Below are 2019 nucleotides of genomic sequence, written 5' to 3' on the forward strand. Positions count from 1 at the left end.
GGGCGGAGCCGGGCCGGGCCGGCCGAGGCGTAACAGGCCGAACGGGCAGCCGAGGCGGAATGGAGCAGAGGGCGGGGCAGAGGGTGGCGCAGAAGGCGGGACCGAGGGACAGGGCGGGTCAGCAGGAACTAGCCGAGGTTTGGGGGTGGTTGGGGCCGGCGCGGCCAAGATAGCTTTTTTGGCATGACGTGCCAAGGTGCTTGTTGGTGACAAGATGTGGGGAGGGGAGGCCCGGGGCAGGGACCACGGGAATGAGCCAACAGGGATGAACCGCAGGTCGCGGGGACGAGGAGAGCGGACGGACGTGGCCGGTACGGGTAGGGAGCGGCGGTCCGGGGAGAGGGGAGTGGAGCGGCGGATGGCGGTGGTGCGGGGGCGGCCCTCGTTGACCGAGCGGCGGCGGCTGGAGACGCGGATGGAGATCGCGGAGGCCGCGGCGGCGCTGTTCTCCGAGCGGGGGTACGAGGCGACGACCGTGGAGGACATCGCGGCGGCGGCCGGGATTTCGCTGCGCACGTTCTACCGGTACTGCGCGGCGAAGGAGGACGCGCTGACTCCCGTTCTGACGTCCAGCGTCGGCGTGCTCGTCGAGGAGCTTGCGCGGCGGCCCGTTGACGAGCCGCTGACGGGTGCGGTGCGGGCCGCGTTCGAGGGTTCGGCGTCGGCCCGGCGGCTGGCCGACGCGGACAAGGCGCGCCGGCTGGTCCGGGTCATGGGCAGTGTGCCGGCGGTCCGGATGCGCTGGCTGGCGGCGGGGCGGGACATGCAGGACCAGCTCGTACCGGTGCTCGCGGCGCGCACCGGGGCGTCCGCGGACAGTATGGAGGTGCGGCTGCTGGCCTGTGCGCTGATCGACGCGCTCTCCGTAGCGATGGAGCACTGGGCGTGGCAGGAGGAGCCGGACGACGTGGCGGAGCTGACACGGCGGGCGCTGGCGTTTCTGCGGGTGGACGAGCTCCAGGCGGCCGCCCGGGGCTGAAGTCCGCGGGGTGGGTGTGGAGAATGGGTGGGGAGCCGGCGAAGGCGGCGGCGAGGTGAGAAGCGGGACCGCGAGGGAAACGGGAGCGTGCGTGCCGGGTCGGGTGTCCGTTCGGTGGCCGGATGAGGGCCGCGGGTCGGGCGGGCGGCGGAGCGGCGGGCGCACGGCGGACGGGGGAAAGCTGATGCGGAAGATCATGTCGATAGCGCTGGCGGGTGTGGTGTGCGGCGCTTCGTTGACGCTGGCGACGGCGGCGGACGCGGCGGCGGCCGGCCAGGTGCCACGGTGCGTGAAGGTCCAGAAGTATTTCAGCCAGGGCGGGCAGCGGTACGTCCGGCTGACGAATCTGTGCGCGCAGCGGCCCGCCTGCTACACCATCGTCATCCCGCACGCGGCGGATCCGCGCGGCCGGCTGCCCAAGGGGGCCACGAAGGACGTGCGCTACGGGACGACGGCGGGGTCGCGCGCGCTGTATGTGAAGAACGTGGCCTGCTGAGCGCGTAGCACCACACACGGAGCGTCGCGGGGCGCGCACCCGCCCGGCCGGGGCCGGAGGGCGGCCAGGCGGTCAGGCCGGGTGGGCGATGCCGTCCAGGACCATGGCGAGGTACTGGCGGGCGATCTCCTCGGGGGTGTGCCGGCCCTGCGGGCGATACCAGCTCGCGGCGACCCACACCGTGTCGCGCAGGAAGCGGTAGGCCAGCCGGAGGTCGAGGTCGGCGCGGAAGACGCCCTCGGCGACTCCGCGTTCCAGGGTGCCGAGCCAGACCTCCTCGAACTTCCGGCGGGAGTCGGTGAGGTAGTCGAAGCGCGGCTGGGTGGCGAGGTGCCGGGCCTCCTTCTGGTAGATCGCGACCGCCGAGCGGTGCCGGTCGATCTCCCGGAACGATTCGGTGACCAGCGCCTCGATGGTCTCCCGGGGCCCGAGGCCGGCCGCCAGCACCGCGTCGTAGCCGGCCCACAGCTCGTCCAGGAAGGCGGAGAGGATCTCGTCCACCATCGACTCCTTGGAGTCGAAGTGGTAGTAGAGGCTGCCGGCG

General features: G+C 72.8%; 2 protein-coding genes and 1 pseudogene. 2 read left to right on the plus strand and 1 reads right to left on the minus strand.

The genetic code is table 11. The features are described 5' to 3' along the window. Positions 1-304: 304 nt before the first annotated feature. Together ADL22_RS13780 and ADL22_RS13785 are read left to right on the plus strand one after the other, a co-directional pair. Positions 305-979 (plus strand): TetR/AcrR family transcriptional regulator, encoded by a 675-nt coding sequence (locus ADL22_RS13780; RefSeq protein ID WP_159048658.1) that lies wholly within the window; start codon positions 305-307, stop codon positions 977-979. Positions 980-1163: 184 nt separating this feature from the next. Continuing rightward, a complete protein-coding gene (locus ADL22_RS13785) occupies positions 1164-1475 on the plus strand; it encodes a hypothetical protein (protein WP_066977939.1) in 312 nt (103 codons plus the stop codon). Positions 1476-1547: 72 nt separating this feature from the next. On the opposite strand, the pseudogene ADL22_RS13790 reads toward ADL22_RS13785, so the two are convergent. Beyond that, positions 1548-2019, minus strand: a pseudogene (locus ADL22_RS13790) (TetR family transcriptional regulator); the annotation flags it as partial.

The sequence above is a fragment of the Streptomyces sp. NRRL F-4489 genome (assembly GCF_001509485.1).
GTDB lineage: Bacteria > Actinomycetota > Actinomycetes > Streptomycetales > Streptomycetaceae > Streptomyces.

Coding starts and splice junctions, on each gene's coding strand:
- ADL22_RS13785 (WP_066977939.1), top strand. CDS start 1,164: ATGCGGAAGATCATGTCGATAGCGCTGGCGGGTGTGGTGTGCGGCGCT.